Source organism: Dietzia timorensis, assembly GCF_001659785.1.
Classification (GTDB): Bacteria; Actinomycetota; Actinomycetes; order Mycobacteriales; family Mycobacteriaceae; genus Dietzia; species Dietzia timorensis.
This window is the reverse complement of sequence record NZ_CP015961.1, coordinates 159,456-180,179: the sequence shown is the minus strand read 5'-3', so window position 1 is coordinate 180,179 and position 20,724 is coordinate 159,456. Positions and strand designations below refer to the sequence as shown.

22 protein-coding genes are annotated in these 20,724 nt (G+C 66.9%); 15 read left to right on the top strand and 7 right to left on the bottom strand.

Going from position 1 to position 20,724, the window contains the following annotated elements:
- Positions 1–242 precede the first annotated feature (242 nt).
- Entirely contained in the window at positions 243–1,328 is a 1,086-nt protein-coding gene (locus tag BJL86_RS00845) for a YihY/virulence factor BrkB family protein (protein WP_067475311.1), read from the top strand.
- A 190-nt stretch (positions 1,329–1,518) separates the two neighbouring features.
- On the opposite strand, the gene BJL86_RS00840 is transcribed toward BJL86_RS00845, so the two are convergent.
- A complete protein-coding gene (locus tag BJL86_RS00840) occupies positions 1,519–2,055 on the bottom strand; it encodes a glutaredoxin domain-containing protein (RefSeq protein WP_156515333.1) in 537 nt (178 codons plus the stop codon).
- Positions 2,056–2,489: 434 nt separating this feature from the next.
- Between BJL86_RS00840 and BJL86_RS16900 the strand changes: the two genes are divergently transcribed.
- The 13 genes from BJL86_RS16900 to BJL86_RS00775 all read left to right on the top strand — a co-directional run bounded on the left by BJL86_RS16900 (position 2,490) and on the right by BJL86_RS00775 (position 16,186).
- Positions 2,490–2,642, top strand: a complete 153-nt coding sequence (locus BJL86_RS16900) for a hypothetical protein (protein WP_156515334.1) — start codon at positions 2,490–2,492, stop codon at positions 2,640–2,642.
- A gap of 411 nt (positions 2,643–3,053) precedes the next feature.
- The gene (locus tag BJL86_RS00830) at positions 3,054–4,439 is read left to right on the top strand and encodes a hypothetical protein (RefSeq protein WP_075844750.1); all 1,386 of its coding nucleotides are present in this window, start codon (positions 3,054–3,056) and stop codon (positions 4,437–4,439) included.
- 121 nt (positions 4,440–4,560) lie between these two features.
- On the top strand, positions 4,561–5,670 hold the full coding sequence (locus BJL86_RS00825) for a glycerate kinase (protein ID WP_067475313.1): 1,110 nt from the start codon (positions 4,561–4,563) through the stop codon (positions 5,668–5,670).
- A gap of 79 nt (positions 5,671–5,749) precedes the next feature.
- Positions 5,750–6,457 (top strand): response regulator transcription factor, encoded by a 708-nt coding sequence (locus tag BJL86_RS00820; RefSeq protein WP_067475316.1) that lies wholly within the window; start codon positions 5,750–5,752, stop codon positions 6,455–6,457.
- A complete protein-coding gene (locus BJL86_RS00815; RefSeq protein WP_067475321.1) occupies positions 6,454–7,962 on the top strand; it encodes a sensor histidine kinase in 1,509 nt (502 codons plus the stop codon). Before BJL86_RS00820 ends, BJL86_RS00815 begins: the two co-directional genes overlap by 4 nt.
- A 118-nt stretch (positions 7,963–8,080) precedes the next feature.
- Positions 8,081–9,016 (top strand): cysteine synthase A, encoded by a 936-nt coding sequence (cysK, locus tag BJL86_RS00810; RefSeq protein WP_067475324.1) that lies wholly within the window; start codon positions 8,081–8,083, stop codon positions 9,014–9,016.
- Positions 9,017–9,637 (top strand): serine O-acetyltransferase EpsC, encoded by a 621-nt coding sequence (epsC, locus tag BJL86_RS00805; protein ID WP_067475327.1) that lies wholly within the window; start codon positions 9,017–9,019, stop codon positions 9,635–9,637.
- A gap of 133 nt (positions 9,638–9,770) precedes the next feature.
- Positions 9,771–11,204: a sensor histidine kinase gene (locus BJL86_RS00800; RefSeq protein WP_067475329.1), complete on the top strand. Its 1,434-nt coding sequence runs from the start codon at positions 9,771–9,773 to the stop codon at positions 11,202–11,204.
- Positions 11,201–11,965 carry a response regulator gene (locus tag BJL86_RS00795; protein WP_197487601.1) on the top strand — a complete coding sequence of 255 codons (765 nt, stop codon included), beginning with the start codon at positions 11,201–11,203 and terminating at the stop codon, positions 11,963–11,965. The genes BJL86_RS00800 and BJL86_RS00795 overlap by 4 nt, the downstream gene beginning before the upstream one ends.
- A 447-nt stretch (positions 11,966–12,412) precedes the next feature.
- Complete coding sequence (locus tag BJL86_RS00790; RefSeq protein WP_067475335.1) at positions 12,413–13,288, top strand: ABC transporter ATP-binding protein; 876 nt, start codon at positions 12,413–12,415, stop codon at positions 13,286–13,288.
- Positions 13,285–14,658 (top strand): ABC transporter permease, encoded by a 1,374-nt coding sequence (locus BJL86_RS00785; RefSeq protein WP_231887236.1) that lies wholly within the window; start codon positions 13,285–13,287, stop codon positions 14,656–14,658. The genes BJL86_RS00790 and BJL86_RS00785 overlap by 4 nt, the downstream gene beginning before the upstream one ends.
- 28 nt (positions 14,659–14,686) lie before the next feature.
- On the top strand, positions 14,687–15,625 hold the full coding sequence (locus BJL86_RS00780; protein ID WP_067475343.1) for an alpha/beta fold hydrolase: 939 nt from the start codon (positions 14,687–14,689) through the stop codon (positions 15,623–15,625).
- A gap of 207 nt (positions 15,626–15,832) precedes the next feature.
- Positions 15,833–16,186 carry a hypothetical protein gene (locus BJL86_RS00775; protein ID WP_156515335.1) on the top strand — a complete coding sequence of 118 codons (354 nt, stop codon included), beginning with the start codon at positions 15,833–15,835 and terminating at the stop codon, positions 16,184–16,186.
- A gap of 52 nt (positions 16,187–16,238) precedes the next feature.
- Here BJL86_RS00775 and BJL86_RS00770 read toward each other — a convergent pair whose 3' ends face one another.
- Genes BJL86_RS00770 through BJL86_RS00745 form a run of 6 tightly spaced genes read right to left on the bottom strand, consistent with a single transcriptional unit; the run spans position 16,239 to position 19,885 of the window.
- Positions 16,239–16,598, bottom strand: coding sequence for a fluoride efflux transporter FluC (locus BJL86_RS00770; RefSeq protein ID WP_067475349.1), 360 nt, complete (start codon positions 16,596–16,598; stop codon positions 16,239–16,241).
- Positions 16,595–17,059, bottom strand: a complete 465-nt coding sequence (locus BJL86_RS00765; RefSeq protein WP_067475351.1) for a fluoride efflux transporter FluC — start codon at positions 17,057–17,059, stop codon at positions 16,595–16,597. Before BJL86_RS00765 ends, BJL86_RS00770 begins: the two co-directional genes overlap by 4 nt.
- A 56-nt stretch (positions 17,060–17,115) precedes the next feature.
- Positions 17,116–17,976 carry an AAA family ATPase gene (locus BJL86_RS00760; protein WP_082908558.1) on the bottom strand — a complete coding sequence of 287 codons (861 nt, stop codon included), beginning with the start codon at positions 17,974–17,976 and terminating at the stop codon, positions 17,116–17,118.
- An 8-nt stretch (positions 17,977–17,984) separates the two neighbouring features.
- A complete protein-coding gene (locus BJL86_RS00755) occupies positions 17,985–18,827 on the bottom strand; it encodes a thioesterase family protein (protein WP_067475394.1) in 843 nt (280 codons plus the stop codon).
- A gap of 43 nt (positions 18,828–18,870) precedes the next feature.
- On the bottom strand, positions 18,871–19,290 hold the full coding sequence (locus BJL86_RS00750; RefSeq protein ID WP_067475354.1) for a DoxX family protein: 420 nt from the start codon (positions 19,288–19,290) through the stop codon (positions 18,871–18,873).
- Positions 19,291–19,297: 7 nt separating this feature from the next.
- Positions 19,298–19,885 (bottom strand): TetR/AcrR family transcriptional regulator, encoded by a 588-nt coding sequence (locus BJL86_RS00745; protein WP_231887237.1) that lies wholly within the window; start codon positions 19,883–19,885, stop codon positions 19,298–19,300.
- A gap of 83 nt (positions 19,886–19,968) precedes the next feature.
- Here BJL86_RS00745 and BJL86_RS00740 point away from each other — a divergent pair, with 83 nt between their 5' ends.
- Positions 19,969–20,652: an enoyl-CoA hydratase/isomerase family protein gene (locus BJL86_RS00740; RefSeq protein WP_067475359.1), complete on the top strand. Its 684-nt coding sequence runs from the start codon at positions 19,969–19,971 to the stop codon at positions 20,650–20,652.
- The last annotated feature ends 72 nt before the right edge of the window (positions 20,653–20,724 follow it).

Below are 20,724 nucleotides of genomic sequence, written 5' to 3'. Positions count from 1 at the left end.
GCGCGGGGTGCACCCTCCGGCGCCACTGTGGCTCCCGCAGGGGTCCGCGGCGTCCAGGCGCGCACGTGCCGCCCGCCGTCATATGTGTAATGCGCAATCTTCCACGACATTTGGCGCAAGTTCTGAGAAGCTAGTGAGCAGATCGTAAAACCAATGCTCACACACCTGAGTGCTCGCTATGTTCGCCGAGCATCGAGGGCCTTCGAGCGGGTACGTAAATAACGGAAAGCGAGTGAGACCGCGTGAACAACTCCGAGGCGCCCTTCGAGGACGAAACCCTCTCGCGCCCATCCATCGAGTATCTCAAGGAAACGCTGCCCAAGCGGAAGCGCGTCAGTAAGGAACTGCGCCGGCGCGGCACGCTCATGGCCTACAAGCGGGCGCTGGCAAAGTTCGGCTCGGACGGCTGCACGGACTTCGCCGCTGCGCTCACCTATTACGCGGTGCTGGCGATGTTCCCCGCACTCATCGCTCTGGTGTCGCTGCTCGGTGTGTTCGGGCAGGGGCAGGAGACCATCGACACGATCATGTCGATGATGGAGGAGTCGGTCCCCGAGGAGACCATGGCCTTCATCGAGGAGCCGATCGCACAGTTGGTCAACACGCCGGCCGCCGGACTCGCCCTGATCATCGGTCTCGCCGGTTCGTTGTGGTCGGCGTCGGGCTACGTCGGCGCGTTCAGCCGCGTGCTCAACCAGATCTATCAGGTCCGAGAGGGGCGCCCGGTGTGGAAGCTGCGCCCGATCCTGTTCGCCATTACGGCGCTCATGCTCGTTCTCGTCGCGGCGGCAGCGCTCATGCTCGCATTGTCGGGCGGCGTCGCCGAGACGATCTTCGACCAGATCGGCCTCGGCGAGGAAGCACTGACGGTGTGGAACTGGATCAAGTACCCGGCGCTGCTGGTGATCTTCGTCTTCGTCCTGGCGATCCTGTACCAGCTCACTCCCAACGTGCAGCGCGCCAAGTTCCAGATCCTCTCCCTCGGCGGCATCACGGCGCTCGTCGTGCTCGGCGTCGCGATCATGGGCTTCGGTTTCTACCTGTCGAACTTCGGTAACTACAACCAGACCTACGGATCCCTCGCCGGCATCATCATGTTCCTGTTGATGCTGTGGATCGCAAACCTCGCACTGCTGTTCGGCGCGGAGCTCGACTCCGAGATTTCCCGCTCGCGCCAGCTCCTCGCCGGGATCGAGGCCGAGGACAATATCCAGCTGCCGCTGTCCGACGAATCGGGTGTCATCAAGCTCCACGAGAAAGAGAGCAAGATGGTGCGCGAGGCCGCCGAGCTTCGCCGCGACGTCTGGCAGGAGCAGGCCCGCCACTAGCCTCCGGCGCCACCGGGGCCCAGCATTCTCGGGCCCCGGGGCCCACCCCACGGGAGGCGCTGGAGCGCACAATCTTCCCGCGCGGATAAATCAGCGAAGCCGCTATGAGTTCGACTATTGCGAACCATAGCGGCTTTGTTTTGTCTCAATGAGGGGCGGCGGTTGCGTCTTCCTGCCGACGTTCTGGCCTTCAGGCCACGCGACGGCTGTGGGTGGGCGGCGCAATCGAACGGTGCTCGGCGAGCTCTTCGTTCGCGGCAGTCACGCCGGACACAGTCGCTGGGATGACGGTGGGCTGCGGCATCTCCCTGTCGACCACCACGACAGTCGGGGTTTCTTCGCTACCGCCGTTGAGGCGGCGGCAGATTGCGGCGGCCTCGGAATCTCGCCAGATATTGACCCACTTGACGCGGACGCCATGCCGGGCCGTGTCGCGCTTGAGGCGGGCGGAGTACGCGCATCCGGGACGCCACAAGACCACAACCTCGGGACGCGTCAACGCGGTATCACCGATCTCCGTGTGCCTTCCCGGTCGCAGCGGCGAAAGCCATGCGGATACGGCAAGCACGGCAAGGATGCCGACAAGTACGACAAGTCCTTGCTGGGCGCCTCCGGTGGACAGCCCGACCACTGCCACAAGCAGCAGTCCAAGCACCAACACTAGGGATGCGGTGAGCCATCTCCCCCCGGAGCGCCGCGCACGTTCATCCGGCGGCGTTTCAAACATGGACCCAACGCTAAACCGGGCGCCGGGGCGAATACGAATTCCCGCGAAGATCGTGACCCTTCTGTAATAGATACGAGAGAATGATGTGACAACAAGACATGGTTTCAGGCACTTTCCTTCCGCGCCATCTCCAGCCGAAGCACAGCGCCGGGACGAAAGCGCGCCAGGAATTCGCTCTAGCAATTTCGAGAGCGAGGTTTCATTTTTTCGACTAAGTAAGCAGAAGAACGAGCTCTCGAATTTTGGGATCAATACATTTTGATAGAGAGCGTTTCCTCTTGTCGAGCCCAAGGCGCTCACGACACGACACGCCACCACCGCTTCCGCGCAACGCCGTATGCTTTCCACCTACAGACCAGCACACTTATTTCATTAACAGGAAATCACCACGCAGACTTCGACCGCGCAAACAGAACTCAAAAGGAGTGAACACCGTGATCTGGACGTCCAGCAAAACCCTCGCCGTCATTATCGGTGCGTTCATTGGCACCTGGGCTAGCCATCTCGCCGGAGCGCCACCCATTGGCGCGATCCTCGTGGGCTTCGCTTCTGCCCTGGTCATATTCTTGTTCATCCGGAAAAAATGAAGGTGCGTAAGAGTTTCGAAGCTCGACACCGCAACCCTTTTCGGTAGCACCGAAAGAGTCCAAATCGCGCTACCACAGTGGGCCCCGTCACCCCCATAGATGTGATTTAAATCACTTTTTGATGGAGCGTGAGCACCCTTCATCAGAGGTTACTTCGACCGGCTAAATGACCCGCAGACTTCGGGGTTATCGTAGGTTAGAGCTGCTATTATCAACACATTTTTCTGGAGCAATCCCGGGCCATCGCCGGTACCGAACATCGCGTTACGCGCACCCTCTCCCTTGCCTAACATTAAGAATCAAAGGGTATGGCACTTATGTTCAACCCGGGTAAGGTTCTTTTACGTGCCCCGATCCGAGAGAGGGGAGCTTGCCGAAAGTCGGCAAAATATCTGTTGATCGGATGGATCTATGAAGAAACTTAACTCGCGTACAGTTCTCGCCGCGGTTTCTGCCGGCGTCCTCGTCGCCGGTGGCATGGTTGTACCTGCCAACGCTCAGAGCGCAGAGGAGCCGGGCCAAGACCAGGGCCAGGGCTCGCTCAGCGGCGGCTCGCTTGGCAACTTCGGCTCCGAAAGTGGCGACGACGAAGGCGATGCGCCTGCGGGCTCCAGCGGCTCCGGTGCCTCGTTCGGCTCCAACGAGGGCAACATCGAGCTCGCGCTCGCTATCGCCCTCGGTACCGCTTCCCTTGGTGCAGCCGCATGGCTCGCAACGAACGCCGACGTCCAGATGCCTGAAGGCAGCGTCGATCTCCCCTCCCCGCAGGATCTCGGACTCCCCACCGTTGAGCTCCCCCCGGTTGATCCGGCCCTGCTCGGTGGCGGAATGGCGCTCGGCCTCGGCCTCGCGCTCGCCATCGCCCTCGGCGGCGGCAGCACCGGCCAGATCACCGGCTCGACCGGCAATGGCTCCGGCGGCGAAGGCGGCTCGCTCTCCGAGCTGAACCTGGGCTCGCTCCTCGAGGGTGGCTCCAGCGAAGGCTCCTCGGAGCTCGACCTCGGTTCACTCTTCGAGGGCGGTTCCCTTGAGGGCGGCTCCTCCGAGCTCCCCACCGACTCCCTCGAGTCCGGTTCCGGCGAGGGCGGCTCCCTTGAGGGCGGCTCCTCCGAGCTCCCCACCGACTCCCTCGAGTCCGGCTCCGGCGAGGGCGGCTCCCTTGAGGGCGGCTCCTCCGAGCTCCCCACCGACTCCCTCGAGTCCGGCTCCGGCGAGGGCGGCTCCCTTGAGGGCGGCTCCTCCGAGCTCCCCACCGACTCCCTCGAGTCCGGCTCCGGCGAGGGCGGCTCCCTTGAAGGCGGCTCCTCCGACTCCCTCGAGTCCGGCTCGGGTGAGGGCGGGTCCCTCTCCGACATCGATCTGGGTTCGATCACCGGCTCCATTGGTAGCGGCTCCGGCGAGGGCGGTTCCCTCGAGGGCGGCTCCTCCGAGCTTCCGACTGACTCCCTCGAGTCCGGCTCCGGCGAAGGTGGATCCCTCGAAGGCGGCTCCTCCGAGCTCCCCACCGACTCCCTCGAGTCCGGCTCCGGCGAAGGTGGATCCCTCGAGGGCGGCTCCTCCGAGCTTCCGACTGACTCCCTCGAGTCCGGCTCCGGCGAAGGTGGATCCCTCGAAGGCGGCTCCTCCGAGCTCCCCACCGACTCCCTCGAGTCCGGCTCCGGCGAGGGCTCGCTGAACTCCGACTCCCTCGGTGAAGGCTCGCTCGGCGAGGGCTCCAGCGACATCGATCCGGCTTCGGCTGCCGGTCTCGGCATCGGCCTCGCCATCACCATCGGCGTCGGTTCGCTCGCTCTCTAAGCAAGCAACAGATACGTAGAGCGCCCCGGCGCCCACGTCATTGGCCAAAGGGGCCGCAGATCATCCTCGATCTGCGGCCCCTTTCGCCATTTCCCAAGACGAAATAGACCATGATGGAGCTATGACAATCGTCGTCGCGTGCGCCGCATTCAAGGGCTCACTTTCCGCCACCGAAGCCTGCCGCTGGGCGGCCGAGGGCGCACGAAATTCGTTTCCCGACGAAGAGATCGTGACCCTGCCCGTCGCCGACGGGGGGACCGGTTCCCTCGACGTCATGCACCATATCGGCGCGACGCTCTATCCGATCAGCGTCTCGGGCCCGACCGGCGAAGTCGTCGACACCCATTTCGCCGCGACGGACCCCGACCAAGCCTTCGTCGAAATGGCCGACGCGTGCGGACTCCTGCGCCTGCCGGCAGGCCAACCCGCGCCGCTCGACGCGTCCAGTTACGGACTCGGCGAAGCCATCCTCGCGGCACTCGACTCGGGCCGGCCGAACATCCTGTGTGGCATCGGCGGCAGCGCATCCACCGACGGCGGTACCGGCATGGCTGCCGCGCTCGGCGTCCGTTTTCTGGATGACGCCGGAGAGCCCCTCCCCCTGGGCGGCCGCGAGCTGCACCGGCTTGCGTCGATAGACCTCACCGGCCTCGACCCGCGGATCAGGCAGGCACAGATCACCATCGCCTGCGACGTCGACACCCCACTGCTCGGCACCAACGGATCGGCGAGGGTATTCGGCCCGCAAAAAGGCGCGGGAGACGAGGACATCGCGCACCTCGAGCGCGGACTCGCCCGACTCGCCGAGGTCGCCGAACCGCTCGGCGGCGAGCCCGATTACCCCGGCGCCGGTGCCGCTGGCGGAGTCGGCTTTCTCGCACGCCTGCTCGGCTGGAAGCTCACGCAGGGCTTCACCGTGCTCTCGCAGATCACCGGGCTCGAATACTCGGTAGCCGGCGCCAACCTCGTGCTCACCGGCGAGGGTCGGCTCGACGACCAGACCGCGCACGGCAAGGCGCCCATGGGAGTCGCGGCGCTCGGCCGCGAACACGGCGTTCCCGTCTGGGCGGTGTGCGGCAAGATCGACCTCGCCGCCGAGCGCGTCCGCTCCGCAGGTTTCGCCGGTGCCGCCGCGCTGTCCGACATTGCGCTCACCGACGAGGAATCCCATTCGAAGGCTGGTCCAATGCTCGCGACCCTCACCCAGCAGCTCCTCGACGAGGCCCTCTGACCGCGAATCCACACTCTCACAGAGAGCTCACAGCTAGTCTGGAGCCGGTACTCACCGCGAAAGGCCAAGCTGATTAACCATGAGCGAAAATCCGGAGGCAGGCGCGCGAATCCTCGTCTGTGACGACGAGCCGTCCATCGTCGAATTGCTGCAGGTGAGCCTGAAGTACCAGGGCTTCGACGTACAGGTGGCCCGCGATGGCGCCCAGGCACTCGACATCGCACGCCGATTCCGCCCAGACGTAGTCGTGCTCGATGTGATGATGCCGCGCATGGACGGCTTCGACACCCTCTCGCGGCTGCGCGCCGACGGCGTCGACGCACCCGTCCTCTTCCTCACCGCGAAGGACGCCGTCGAAGACCGCGTCCGCGGACTCACGATCGGCGGAGACGACTACGTCACCAAGCCGTTCTCGCTCGAGGAGGTCGTCGCCCGGGTGCGCGTACTGCTGCGCCGGGGCGGGCCGAAGGACCTCCCCGCGGAGAACACGCGCGTGTCCTTCGCGGATATCGTCCTCGACGACGACACCCACGAGGTGTTCAAAGCAGGCGAACCGGTCACGCTTTCGCCGACCGAGTTCGCGCTGTTGCGTTACTTCATCGTCAACGCCGGGGTGGTGTTGTCCAAGTCGAAAATACTCGACCACGTATGGAACTACGACTTCGGCGGAGACGCGAACGTCGTCGAAACCTACGTGTCGTACCTGCGCAAGAAGGTCGACTTCGGGGAGAAGAAGTACCTGCACACCCTTCGAGGTGTCGGCTACGTGCTACGCGAGCCTCGATGAAGTTCTTCGACCGCTACCCTCTTCGCGTCCTCCTCGTCGCGGCGACCGTGGCGTTGGTGGCGCTGGGACTCATCGCCTCGAGCGCCGCGGTCACCCTGACGATGCGCAGCCAGCTCATCGCCTCCGAGGACGCGAAACTGCGAGAGGCCATGAATGAGTGGGCTGCGACGTCACCCCCTCCCGGTCCTCCGTCCTCCCTGGACGGGGATCCGCTCTCGCCCGAGGGGCCGAGCCGCGAACGCCCACCGAGCGAGTACTTCATCGCCGTGCGCACCGCCGCGGGCGATCTCGTGTTCGTCGTCGACGACAATCCCTCGCAACCCGAGCTGCCCGCGAAGGTCAACCTCTCCGAGCCTTTCGAGCTGCCCGACGCCGAGGGCGGGGGCTCGTGGCGAGCGCTCGCCGACGTCGACAGGCAGGGCAACATCACCGTGCTCGCGGTGCCGATGTCCACGACCGTCGACGGGACCGTGACCAAACTGATCCAGGTGCAGGCGCTCGTCGGGCTGGCGGTACTCATCGGCGTGGGCACGTGCGCATGGCTGCTCGTGCGCCGCTCGCTGCGGCCGCTGCAGGCCGTCGAGCAGACCGCGCATCAGATCGCCGACGGCAACTTCGACCGCAGGCTCCCGGAGCTCTCGCCGCGCACGGAGGTCGGCTCGCTCGCCCAGAGCTTCAACTGGATGGCCGGCAGTATCGAGTCCGCGTTCACCGCCACCGAGGCGTCCCGGCACAAGGCGGCAGCGTCGGAGGAACGGATGCGACGCTTCGTCGCCGACGCGGGCCACGAGCTGCGTACGCCGCTCACCTCGATCATCGGCTTCGCCGAGCTGTACCGCACCAAGATGCTGCCAGACGCGGACGTCGCGTTCGGACGCATCGAGCCGGAGGCTCGGCGCATGCAGGCCCTCGTCGAGGACCTGCTCACGCTCGCCCGTCTCGACACCGAGCGGCCGATGTCGCGGGAGCCGGTGGATCTCACCCAAGTCGCCGCGGACGCCGTCGCCGGCGCGCACGCGATCGAACCGGCCCGCAGGGTGGAGCTACGCCTCGACGCCGCCCCCGTGCTCACCGGGGACGGCGACAAGCTCCGCCAAGTGGCACTGAACCTCGTCGTCAACGCGCTTCGCCATGCAGGCGAGGACGCGAACGTGACCGTCACGGTGACAGAGTCCGTCGCCGCCTCGGCCCCGGCCACGCACACCGCCTCCATCGGCCCCGCGCAACGGCCGGGCACCCCGCTGGCGGTGTTGGAGGTGGATGACGACGGAGTCGGGATGCCCGCCGAGGCGGCCGCGAAATCCTTCGAACGCTTCCACCGCATCGACGACTCGCGCAACCGCTCCGACAGCGGTGGCGGAAGCGGCCTGGGACTGTCGATCGTCGCGGGAATCGTCCAGGCACACGGCGGGACCGTCCACCTCGACACGGCGCCAGAATCCGGCGCGCACTTTCGGGTTGAGTTGCCCGTCGACTCCGAGCGCCCCGCGAACGAACCATTTTGAGCCAAACAGCTGGCAAAGCGCGGCGAATAGGGGCACAATGGACAAAGTAGACAGATCGGTTCATTCTTCGCGACGCGGGGCCTCCCGAGAGCGCGAAACGGATCAACGGAGGACAGACATGGGAAAGATTTACTCGGACATCACCGAAACGATCGGCCGCACGCCGCTGGTCAAGCTCAACAAGCTCGCCGAGGGCATCGAGGCGAACGTCGTGGTCAAGCTCGAGTCCGCGAACCCTGCCAATAGCGTCAAGGACCGCATCGGCGCCGCCATCATCGACGACGCAGTCGCCTCCGGCGCGCTCACCCCCGGCGGCACCATCGTCGAGGGCACCTCGGGCAACACCGGCATCGCGCTCGCCATGGTCGCCGCCGCTCGCGGTTTCAAGACCGTGATCTGCATGCCCGAGTCCATGTCCGTCGAGCGCCGCGCCGTGATGCGCGCCTACGGCGCAGAGCTCATCCTCACCCCGGCCGCCGAGGGCATGAAGGGCGCCGTCGCCAAGGCCGAAGAGGTCGCCGCCGAGCGCGATAACGCCGTGCTCGCCCGCCAGTTCGGCAACCCCGCAAACGTCGACATCCACCGCCGCACCACCGGCGAGGAGATCTGGGAAGACACCGATGGCAACATCGACATCTTCGTCGCGGGCATCGGCACCGGCGGCACCATCTCCGGCGCCGGCGAGACCCTCCGCGGCCACAAGAGCGACGTCGAGATCGTCGCCGTCGAGCCGAAGGACTCCCCGCTGCTCACCGAGGGCAAGGCCGGGCCGCACAAGATCCAGGGCCTCGGCGCAAACTTCGTCCCGGAGATCCTCAACCGCGACATCTACAACGAGGTCATCGACGTCACGTTCGAGGACTCGCTCGACGTCGCCCGCAAGCTCGGCACCGAAGAGGGCGTCCTCGCCGGTGTCTCGGCCGGCGCCAACGTCTGGGGTGCGCTCGAGGTCGCGAAGCGCCCGGAGAACAAGGGCAAGACCATCGTCGTCATCGTCCCCGACTTCGGCGAGCGCTACCTGTCGACCCCGCTGTTCGAGGAATACCGCAAGTAAATGTCCAACGCTTCATCTGACGAAGCCGCACGTCCGGCGGGGTTCACGCGCATTCTGCGCGAGGACCTCGCCGCTGCGCGTGCGCACGACCCCGCAGCAAGGGGCGACCTCGAGAACGCCGTCGTGTACTCCGGCCTGCACGCGATCTGGCTCCACCGACTGAGCCACAGGATGTGGCAGTCCGGCGGTGCGCTGCGCCCCGCGGCCCGGATCCTCAGCCAGTTCGGCCGGTTCCTCACGGGCATCGAGATCCACCCGGGCGCGAGCATCGGCCGCCGGTTCTTCATCGATCACGGCATGGGTGTGGTCATCGGCGAGACCGCCGAGATCGGCGACGATTGCATGCTGTACCACGGCGTCACCCTCGGTGGGGTTTCGCTCAAGCAGACCAAGCGGCATCCGACGCTCGGGAACCGGGTCACGGTCGGCGCGGGCGCGAAGATTCTCGGTCCGGTCACGGTCGGCGAGGACAGCGCGGTCGGCGCGAACGCCGTGATCACCAAGGACATGCCGGCGCGGTCGATCATCACCGGCGTTCCAGGCAAGGCTCGCCCGGTGAAGGAGGCCGAGCCCGAGGAGTTGTCGGAGACGTTCTACGTCGACCCGGCGATCTACATCTAGCTGCGGCCGCCGGCCGCGCGTGCCGCCGCGAAGGCGTCCCGCCCCTCTACCGCCCTTGACGTCGGGCGGGAGGGGCGGGTTTTTTCTGGCGCGGCACCTCCGACGTCATACGCGGTTCTTTAAGGTGGGGTGCATGTGGCAGCACGTGCAGAACTTTTTCGGGGTGGGCGAGGACTGGGTCCGGCCGCTACCCGAACGATGGCTGCGAACGGACCTCATCGTCGCGGTCGCAAGCTTCGTGGTCGGTACGTCGCTGCTCCTGTCGCTTTCCGGGACCCAGATCGCCCCGCTGGACGAGCCGTTGTGGCAGCAGCTCCTCTACACATCCGTGCCGTCGGTGGCGATGGTGTTCCGGCGACGCTTCCCCATTTCGGCCGGGCTTGTCGCGGTGGCCGTGATTTTCCTTGGCAGCTTCTGGATGCCGGAGCTGACGTCCATGTTCACCGTGCAGACGCTGTCGTTCTTCCTCATCTACACCGCGGTCGCGTGGGCGAGGGACCGGACGCATGCGATGGGGTTCGTCGCGATCATTGTGTTGTGCCTGGCGCTATGGATGGCGTGGCTCGTGGCGATGACCTCGGGCACCGCGCAGATCGCCGAGACGTTCGACCTCGGCGAGGGCGAGGAGCTGAGCTTCGGGCGGCTGATGTCGTGGACGTACTACAACTTCGCGATCAACATCATCTTCTTCGCGGGCGCGACGGTGCTCGCGGGAATCGCATGGTGGGGCGCGCGGCGGCAGGCGAAGTTGCGGGAATACAGCGAGCTGCTCGCCGCGCACGCGCAATCCCAGACGCGACAGGCGGTGACGAACGAGCGGCTGCGGATCGCGCGCGAGCTGCACGACGTGGTCGCGCACCACGTGTCGGCGATCGGCGTGCACGCGGGCGCCGCGCGCCGTGTGATGGAACGCTCGGATTCCGCCGCCTCGCGGGATACCGTGGCCTCGACGTTGACGCAGGTCGAATCCTCCTCGCGGCAGGCGGTGACCGAAATGCGCTCGCTGCTCGGCGCGCTGCGCGATACCTCGGAGGTGGAGATCGACCACGCGCCGCTGCAGGACTTTTCCGATGACGCCGGAGAGGCCGGTCCCGCCGATGCGGCCGGGGCCGCAGACGCGGACCGCTCGCCAGGGGCCGGGCCTGGCCTGGGCGGGCTAGAGGAGCTGGCTATGTCGTTCGAGCACGACCGCCCGCACGTCGACCTCGACATCGTCGAGGATCCGGATATCCCGCGCTCGGCTGTCCCGCCGGCTGTGAGCGCGTCCCTGTTCCGCATCGCGCAGGAATCGCTGTCCAACGTGCGCGCGCATTCCACGGCGTCGGTGGCGCGGCTGACCCTGCGCACCGGCCGCGCCCGCATGGCGGGCACTGCGGAGGTGCCGTTCGCCGAGGTCGAGGTCGTCGACGACGGGCGGCCCCGCCACGGCACCGGCGGCACCGGGATGGGGCAGCTCGGCATGCGCGAGCGCGCCCGCTCGCTCGGCGGGGTCGTCGAGATCGGTCCCCGCGCCCTCGGCGGCTATCGCGTCCGCGTCCGCCTCCCCCTCGTCCGCAAGGAGTCCTGATGCTCAAGGTAGTAGTCGTCGACGACCAGGCGCTCATGCGCTCCGGATTCACTCTGATGCTGTCCGCAGAGGACGATATCGAGGTCGTCGGGTCCGCCTCCGATGGCGCCGAGGCGGTCGCGGTGGTCCGCGAACTGCAGCCCGACGTGGTGCTTATGGACGTGCAGATGCCCGTGATGGACGGGATCGCCGCCACCCGCGAGCTCGTGCGCGCCGAACTCGCCAAGGTCCTCATCCTCACCACCTTCGACCGCGACGACTACCTCTTCGACGCGCTTCGCGCCGGCGCCTCGGGCTTCCTGCTCAAGAATTCCGATCCCGAGGAACTCGTCGGGGCGGTGCGCGCCGTTGGACACGGGCACGCCCTGCTTTCTCCCCAGGTCACGCGGCGGGTCATCGAGCAGATGACGGCGGAGCCCGCCGCGCCCGATGGCGGACCCGGGTCCTCCTCTGCCTCTGCCTCTGCGCCCGGGGCGAGCCCTGCTCCCGGCGATGCGCCTGCTCCCGGCGATGCGCCGCTGCCCGCGTCCCTCGACCCCGATACCGCGCGCATCGTCGACTCCCTCACCGGCCGCGAGCGCGAGGTCCTCGAGGCCGTGGCCCGCGGACTTTCGAACTCCGAGATCGCCGCCGAACTGGTCATCGGCGAAGCAACCGTGAAGACCCACGTGTCCTCGGTCCTGTCGAAGGCGCACCTCCGCGACCGTGTGCAGGCCGTCGTGTTCGCGTACCGGACCGGCATCGCGACGCCGTCCTCTTAGCGGCCGCGCAGCCACGCCCCCAGGTTCGTTTCGCCGCAAATCCCGGCGCCCGCGCCAACTGGACGCCATTTCGTATCGCTGAACGCTCGTATGTCGCGGATTTTCCGGCGTTCATCGACACAAAGTGGCGTCCAGTGGAGGACGGGCGGGCGAGATCGGCGGGCTCGCGACGTGACCGCACTTGCGATGTCTTCACGCCACTTTCAAAGCGGCGTCAAGACGGACGAACCACCGTCACGTGGGAGAAACCCCGCAGTCTGCCTCCTACTCAAGGGGGAGGAACGGCGGACGTACCGCGGAGGGAGGAGCTTCGAGCTCCTAGAAAGACCCGCCTGAGGACGGATCCGCATAGCTCCTGCAGCGCATAGCTTTATAGCCAAGGGTCGCAAAGGGCGGCCGGGGTCGCAGACAAGCGGACCACAAAGGCTACGACGCAAGGAGCAGCGCATGTTGAGCGTGCAAGGGCTCACCAAGTCGTTCGGAAACACCCGCGCGGTGCAGGACATCAGCTTCGATGTCCCGGCCGGGATGACGGGCTTCGTCGGCGGCAACGGTGCAGGCAAAACCACCACGATGCGGATGATCATGGGCGTGCTGAGCCCCGACGCCGGCCAGGTGTTGTGGAATGGCAGCCCGACCAACCGCGAGATCCGCCGCGGCTTCGGGTACATGCCCGAAGAGCGCGGGCTGTACCCGCGGCAGAAGGTGTTGGAGCAGATCGTCTACTTCGGCAAGCTCTTCGGCCGCGACGGGGCCGCCGCCAAACGCGACGGCATCGAGCTGCTCGAGCGCTTCAATCTCGCCGACCGCCAGGACGACATGCTCGACTCGCTGTCGCTCGGCAACCAGCAGCGCGTGCAGATCGCCGTCGCCGTGATCGGCCGGCCCGACTTCCTCGTCCTCGACGAGCCGTTCTCCGGCCTCGACCCCGACGCCGTCGACTCGATGGCAGACCTGCTGCGCGAGTACAACGCGCGTGGCGTGCCGATCCTGTTCTCCTCCCACCAGCTCGAACTCGTCGAGCGGCTCTGCGACAACCTCACCGTGCTCTCGCGCGGGCGCGTCGTGGCCAGCGGTTCGCGCGAGTCCCTGCAGCGCTCCGGCCGCATCCGCCACCGCCTGCGGATGAACACCGACGTCGGCTGGGTGCGCGATGCGCAGGTTTCCGTGCTCGACGTCGCCGGCGATACCGCGATCCTCGACCTCGCCGACCAGGCCGAAGCCGACCGTCTCCTCGGCGAGGCGATCAGCCGCGGCTCGGTCGTCGAATTCGCCGAACTCGTCCCGTCCCTCTCCGAGATCTACCGCGAGGTGTCCAAGTGAGTACTCCCGCCTACCAACAGCAAGCTCCCACCGATGCAGCGGAAAACGCCACAGGCGGCCAGCGCGCCTGGATGACAGTCGCGAGCCGCGAGATCGCAGTCAAACTGCGGGACAAGAACTTCATTCTCTCGACGCTCCTCATCATCGGCGTCATGGCCGTGTCCATCGGCATCAGCATTTTCATGTCCAACCGCACCTCCACCGAGACCATCGCCGTGGTGGACTCGCAGTCCCGGCAGGTCGTCGAATCGATCGCTCAGCAGCAGGAAGCCGAGGACGATACTGATGGCCAGGCCGTGAGCACGATTCAGCCGAACGCCGCGATGCTCGGCAACGAAGAGTTCGAGGTCCTGGGCGTCGACAGCACCGAGGCCCTCGAGGCCGCGGTCCGCGACGGCGAAGCCGCCGCCGGGCTCATCCATACGCCGGGCGGATGGGAGATCGTCGGCGACCGCGAAGTCCCGTCCTCGGTCTCCTCTACCCTCACGGCCGTCGTCGCCCAAATGGGCATGGAAGAGAACGCGGCCGCTGCGGGCACGTCGATGGCAGATCTACAGAACGGCACCGCCCCGACCGAGCGACTTCTCTCCCCCGGCGACGAGGATTCCCTCCCGCCCGAGGCGATGCGCTACCTCGCCGCGATGGTCTTTGGCTTCCTCTTCTACTTCGGCGTGATGACCTTCGGCTACGCCATATCCAGCTCGGTCGTCGAGGAGAAGCAGTCGCGCATCGTCGAGATCCTCGCCGCCGCCGTCCCGATCCGGGAGATCCTCGTCGGCAAGATCGTCGGCATGACGATCCTCGCCACCGCACAGGTCGCCCTGCTCGCCATCATCGGGCTGATCGGAGTCTCCTTCACCGAATACTCAACAATCCTCACCGCTCTCGCACCCGCGGCAGGCTGGTACGTAGTGTTCTTCATCTTCGGATTCACGGCGGTCGCGGCTCTCTTCGCCGCAGCGGGCGCCCTGGCCTCGCGGGCCGAGGACCTGCAGTCCACCACTTCCCCGCTGATGATGATCGTGATGATCGCGTTCTTCGGCTCGATCTTCGCGACCGGAACGTTCCAGACGGTCTTCTCCTACTTCCCCGTTGCCTCGTCGATCCTCATGCCGGTGCGCCTCGCCTCGGGTACCGCCGAATGGTGGGAGGCCGCGATCGCGCTGGTCATCACGGTCATCGCCACGGCGATCATCATCGCGATCAGCGACCTTATCTACCGCCGCTCGCTCATGCAGACCTCTCGCAAGATGACCTACCGCGAGGCGCTCCTCGGCGCCGAGCCGAAGGACAAGAAGTCGCAGAAGGACATGATGTCCGCGAAGGCGCACTCCTCGGACCACGAGGACGACATGGCGCCCTCACGTTAGAGGGTCCACCGCAGATATCCTGGCGACCATGAGCGCCAAGGACATCACCGTCGAAACCGTGCCCCACCCCCAGCTCGGCAGTTGGGAGGTGGGGCTTCGGCGTTCTCTTCCCACCCCGCACAACAACCCCGGGTATGACGGCGGAGCCGGCACCTCCTCGGGCGGTTCCGCGCCTCGCGTCCTTCTCATCGGTGGAACCGGCCAGACGATCGACACTTGGCGTCCGGTGGAGAAAGCGCTGGCGGCCGCGGACTACGAGGTCGTCGCCTATGCGTCCCGCGGGATCGTGCCGTCCTCGGCGCCCGCGCTCCCCTGGTCCCTCGAGGACATGGTCGCCGACGCGGTGTCCGTGCTCGACCACCTCGGCTGGCACGAGTCGGTCACGGTCGTGGGGTATTCGCTCGGCGGGTTCACCGCCGAACTCCTCGCCCGCACCCACCCGGGCCGCGTCGCCCACGCGGTGCTCGTCGGCGGCCACAACCAGGCGGCCGAGGTCTCTCGCGCGGCCCGCGAGACGCGCCTCGCGATCGGCGACAACCCGCAGGCCCTTGAGGCGTTCGAGAAGTTCACCACCTTCGTCACCACGCTCGACACCGAAGCACTCACGCAGCGCCCAGCGCTCGCGAAGACCTGGTGGGAGGTGCTCGATTTCCAATCGGCCGCTTGGTCGGCGCCGCACGCCCGCGAGGGCCAGGGCCAGGCGGTCGGCGCGTGGATCACCGGCACCGCAGAGCGCCCGGAGTTGCCCGAGATGGCACCCCGCCCGAGCTTCACGCTCCTCAGCTTCCACGGCGACCTGCACATGCCCGCGGGAGCGCCGGCAGAGCGCGCGGCCGAGACTCTCGGTGGCGACGACTGGGTCGATCTCGTCTCGCTACCCGGCGGGCACGGAGCGCTGTTCGCGAATCCGAAACCGGTGGTCGCGGCAATCGTCGATGCCGTGTCCTCGAGCACTCCGAGGAGCTAAACTCGCCTTTCGACTTCGAGTCGCGCGGGGAGGTGGCGAACTCTATTGGCTCTACTTTTCATACTCATCCTTTCGATCGTCTTCTTCGGCTGGTTGGGCGCGTTCGCGACCTCGGTACTGGCTTTTCGTAGGACGACGCGTCGGTGGGCCTGCTTGATCTCCGCCGCGGGTTCGGCATTTGCCGCTATCGGGGTACGCGGAGCATCGATGCTCGACGACTACAACGACTTCCCTGGTTACACCTGCGCCCAACGCGATTCCGGGCACATCCCGGGGATTCCGGCATCGCGCTGGGGCCCACGTGGTGAGGAATACTTCGGTTCCAATATCGATTGGGACAGCGAAGTCGAGCTCTTCCCACTCGGCTTGAAATGTAGCTACCGAACTCTGGACGAACCGCGCCTCGAAGCCACGACCCACTCCAACTGGTCGTACTCGATTTTCGGCTATGCGTTCCTGGCAATGTCCTTGGTTCAACTGGTTCGCATGTTCGGCCCGGCGCTTGGCGGCTCGCCAAGCGGTGGCAACGAAGTCGAACGAGTCGACTTTCCACCTCAATAGCTGGCGGGGATACTGCGCTGTATTGACCGCTTCCGTCTCGGAGTCGGAGCGACTACCGGGCCCCTACGAACCCGAGCCATGCGACGCCGATACACGCCACCGCCATGCCCAGCCAGTACGCGAGGCCCAGCGCCCAGCGCCGCCCGCGGAACAGATATGCCACCTCGACGGCGGCCGTTGAGTAGGTCGTGAAAGCGCCGCAGAACCCTGCGAGCACGCTCCATTCGGCGTAGCCGATCGTGTCGCCGTCGAGCAAACCGGTCGCGACGCCGAACAGCGCGGACCCCAGCACGTTGACGGCCAGGACGCCGGCGGGCCCGGTCGGGGACAGCCGATTCTTGACGGAGGAGTCGAGAAGATACCGTGCGCCGCCGCCGAGGGCCGCCGCGAGAACGAAGAACACCGCCGTCATCCAGCGCTCCCTTCCGTTTTGTCCCGGTCGAGAACGCGGGGTCGTAGCCACCCGCCGAGGGCGATCCCGCAGAGCGCCGCGGGCGGCCCGAAGAACAGTGTCGCGGCGAGGTAGAGCAGGACGACCTCGGCGGGGCCGTGGCTGCCGACGAGCGCCACGTCGACGGCAAACGTCGAATAGGTGGTGAATCCGCCGCAGAAGCCGGTGCCCGCGGCGAGTTTGGTGATCGGTTGCCAGCGGCGGCCGCCCACGCACAGCTCGGTGATGATCCCGAGTATCAGCGCGCCTGCAAGGTTGACGGCGAGGATCGTCGACATCCCGCCGACCGTGTGCGGCTGGCCGAAGATGGGACCGACCCCGGCGCGCGCCGCCGCTCCGACAACCGTGCCCGCGGCCACCAGCGCCACGGCGGTCCATGTTCCGGGTGCGGCCGAGCGCGCGGACGTTCCCGCTCGTGTCATCGCTGCCCCTCCTCCCGGGTGCCTCGTGCCGGTTCGCTGCGGGCACTCAGCAGGCCTCACCTGCCGAGGAACCGCTCCGGCCCGTCGAAAAAGGCGCGCCACGTGCGCACCATGTCGAGCTCGCCCCATTCGCGGGAACGGATCCCGTGCGGGCCGAGCTCGAGGAGCTCCGCCTCCGGAAGTGCCGCGAGGATCGGCGAGTGCGTGGCGCAGATGACCTGCCCGCCTTCGCGAACCACGCGCCGCAGCGCGTCTACCAGCTCTATCGTCGCCTCGAAGGTCAAGGCTGTCTCCGGCTCGTCGAGCAGATACAGTCCCGGCCCTCGGAAGCGACCCGATAGCACCTGACGGTACCCCTCTCCGTGGCTTCGCTCGCGCAGCGGCACCTCCCCGTAGCCGGGAACCGGTGGATGCATGCCGGACCCGCTCATCTCTTCGAGCACGTCCTTGATGGATTCGGCTCGGAGGAAGAACCCGGGCGCGCCGCCGGAGCCCTGGATCGACAGGCCGCGGGCGGAGTATTCGAGCGTCATAACGCCGGCAAGCGCGCTCGGCTCGTACTCCAGTGGGGCGTAGCGGCGGGCGCCGTGACCGCCGCGCATGTCGAATCCCCAGGCCTCCGCGAGGGCCTCTACCAACGTCGATTTCCCGGAGCCGTTGTCGCCGACCAACACCGTTATCGCGGTGTTCAGCGCCAGCCCGCGGACGCCCAGGTCTGCGATGGCGGGCACGGACAGCGGCCACGGGTCCTGGGTTTCCCCGGAAGGCGCGGCGCCTCCGCGGAGGTGCACTGCGGCGTCATCCTGCAGGGATATGCGGCGCACGAGGAGCTGCGAGCCGCCGGGCGCGGTACGAGGTCCGGCGGAACCGTCGCGCGGGGCGAAGGGATCGTCGTCCACCCACACACGCCGCGCCATGAGAATCCTTACGCGTTGCGGCCGTCGGTCTCGACGCCTTCCGCGGTGATCGTGCGGCTCGACCAATCGATTTGCCGCTTCGCGTTGGACACCGCGACGACCGCGCCGAAGCCGATCACGCCGTCGCGGTCGTACAGCGCGGTGTTGCCCACCGAGATGCCGTCGGCCTCGACGTGCATGTCGGCCTGCATTCCGAGGTCCTCCGAGCGCGGCAACCTGGCGATGGACAGCGTGAGGTCGGCGTTGATGAAGCCGATGCCCTCCGAGCCCCAGTTCGTGATCAGGCTCGTGCCCTCACTGACGATCGCGGCGCGCTGGAACGGGCTCGCGTCCTCCCCGGACACGACCGGGATCGGCCGGAACCAATAGGCCTTGCGCTGGTCGTTCTGGTGGGCCGACATGTCGTCGCTCCAACCGGAACTCTCGGTGAAGTACATGGGAAATTGCAGCTCGGGCATCGTTTCCCCGATAAAGCGCGGCGGGATCGGGCGATCTTTTTCCGGAACCCAGGCCTGGCCTGCGGGGTTTTCTGCGCGCCGCAGTTGCACGAGCGTCGCGCGGGTTTTCGTCTCGCCGCCCTGGACGAGCTCCGCCTCGGACACGCGGATGCGGTTGCCGTCGCGCACCACCGACGTGCGCACCTCGAATGGTTCGCTCTGCACGGGGCGGAACAGGTCGACCGTCAGCCGCGTTGGCTGCATTTCCTCTACACCCGTCTCGACTTCCAGCGACCGGGCGACCGCGCCGACGACTGCCGGTCCGGAGATGTCGGTGCTCTTCCACGCGCTCGTGGCGACCTTTTGCGGAATGTAGTGGGAACCGTCTAGCTCGTGGAACGCGAAATCGCTCATGGGCGCCATACTATCGCGCCGCTCCGACACGGCGTCGCGAAAGCTACCGGGCCCGCCCGCGCTCATCGCGGCGTTTTTCTGCCTTGTAGATACTCCACGCTGCGCCGATCATCGGCAGCTGCAGCGGCAGCCTCGCCCACGCGATCACCTTCCACGGCCACACCGGCTTGCGTTTCCACGCGCGGACCATATGGATATTCCCCGGGAACACCCCGATAAAGAGGATGACGGCGGAGAGCGCGCCCGCCCGGCGCGTGCGCGGATTCGCGAGCAGTCCGGCGACGCCGAGCTCGGCCACCCCGGACCCGTAGGTCCACGTCCGCGGGTTACCGGGCAGCTCCGGCGGGATCAGCCCGTCGAACGGCTTGGGCTTCGCGAAATGCAGGATTCCCATGCCCGCGAGCGCACTGGCCATGCCGTGCCGGCGAAGGAAGGTCGCGACGGAACGCTGCGGGGATGCCATCAACGCCTCACCCCGCCCGCGAATCGGAGAGGCGGTCTGCCGCGGAGGCATCGAGAAGCCACGAGCGCATAACCGCGGTGACCTGCATCTCGAAGTACGTCTCCGAGCTCGGGGCGCCGGGCCATGCGGCGATCTCGAGGGCGACGATCCCGTGGAGCGAGGCCCACACCGAGGAGGCGACATCGACGATCGGCGCGTTGCGGAAGATGCCCTCGTCCACCAGTGCGTCGACGACCTCGAGGAGGGCGTCGTGCGGGGTGTGGCGCTCGCGGATCACCAGATCGTAGAGGCCGGGATTCGATACCGCCCAGAGGCGGTAGGCGCGGGCGAGCATGCGCAGATCCTCCAGCGGACCGCGGCCGCCGAGGACCTGGCGCTGCGCGGCGGCGAGCTCGGAATCAGCGTCGGCGCCGACCGCGGCGAGCAGCCCGTTCTTGCCGCCGAACATCGTGTACACGGCGGTGGTCGATGTTCCCTGGCTCGTGGCCAGCGAGCGCAGGCTCAGACCTTCCGGACCCGCATCGCGCATTCGCTCGGAGGCTTCGGTGAGGATTCCGCGGCGGAGGGCATCGTCATAGGCAACATTTCGGGACACGCAGCACAGCGTATGACGTTGTTACGACGCCGTCGGTCCGCCACGCCGGGAGGAGCGCGGAGTTCGGTTCTAGACTGGGCACCATGCCTCAACTCGAAAAGATCGACGACGTCTATCTGCTGCGCTTCTCTCAACCCGACGACCCCGAACAGGCGCCGGACAACGTGTTCTCCCGGGATTTCCTCGACTCACTCGAGGGCTGCCTCGACGAACTCGAGGCCGCGAGCGGTCCGGCGGCGCTCGTCACCACCGGTGCCGGAAAGTTCTACTCCAACGGGCTCGATGTCGAGTACGCGTGGGGCACCGAGGGCGCGCTCGCCCCGTATATCGATCGGGTCCACGAGGTCTTCGCCCGTGTCATCGAACTGCCGATGACGACGGTCGCCGCGATCAACGGACATGCTTTCGGTGCGGGTGCGATGCTCACGCTGTGCCACGACGTGCGTCTCATGCGGGACGACCGTGGCTTCTGGTGCCTGCCGGAGGTCGCACGCTCGATGCCGTTCCCACCCGGTATGCATTCGCTGGTCACCTCGGCCCTCCCGCCGCAGACCTCGCGGCTGGCCATGTTCACTTCGCACCGTTTCGGCGCGGAGGACGCCCGTGCCGCCGGGATCGTCGACGGGGTCGCGAGCGAGTCCGCCCTTGTCGAGGAGTGCGTCAAGCGCGCGGCACCGGCCACCGCCCTCGACGGCGACAACCTCAAGGGCGTACGCACCACATGGTTCGCCGAGACCCTTTCCGCCCTCCGCACGCCGATGGCCTAGTCGCAGACGCGAACACGAAGAGGGGGTGGGCACCATCTGGTGCCCACCCCCTCTTCACGTCCCGGGAAGCCC